This is a genomic window from Streptomyces sp. WM4235, from assembly GCF_001279725.1.
Lineage (GTDB): Bacteria > Actinomycetota > Actinomycetes > Streptomycetales > Streptomycetaceae > Streptomyces.
Map to the genome: position 1 here is coordinate 1 of NZ_LGDE01000261.1, position 572 is coordinate 572.

Sequence of the window (572 nt, forward strand, 5' to 3'; positions counted from 1 at the left end):
CCCCCGCAAACCCCCGGCCCCCGCCCTGGCGGCCGACCCCCCCCTCCCCGCCCCCCACCCCCCCCCCCCCCCCCCCCCCCCCCCCCCCCCCCCGCCGCACCTCCGCGGCGCTCCCGAACCCCCCCCGCGCGTGCTGGTACCCCAGCGCCCACTCCGGCGGCACCGCCGGCGACCCCGTCAGCGCCGCCCAGCCCTGCGCCACCCGGGCCGGTGTCCCCACCAACACCCAGCAGCGCAACGGCCCTCCCTCCAACCGCAGTTCGCTCGTGCCGGGCCGGTCCGCCCCCGACCCGGCCCCCTCCTGGCCCTCGCGCAGCAGCACCCGCCCGTCCCACGTGTTGTCGTGGAACGCCAGGTGCGTGCCCGCGTCCGCCACCACCCACTGCACCGGCATGGTGATGTACAGCGGATCGTCACCCGGCCCGAACCCACTCTTCGGATCGGTGTTCCACAGCCGGTACGAACCGTCCCGCAGCCGGGGCCCACCCGCCCGACCGCCCAGCCCCAAGAACCGCGCGTCGGCCGGCACCTCCGCCCGCCCCAGCCACCGCGCCCCGCCGGCCCCCTGACCC

1 pseudogene is annotated in these 572 nt (G+C 79.7%); it reads right to left on the bottom strand.

Annotation, left to right across the window (positions count from 1 at the left end):
- Positions 1 to 572: pseudogene (locus ADK55_RS18965) on the bottom strand (glycosyl hydrolase); the annotation flags it as partial.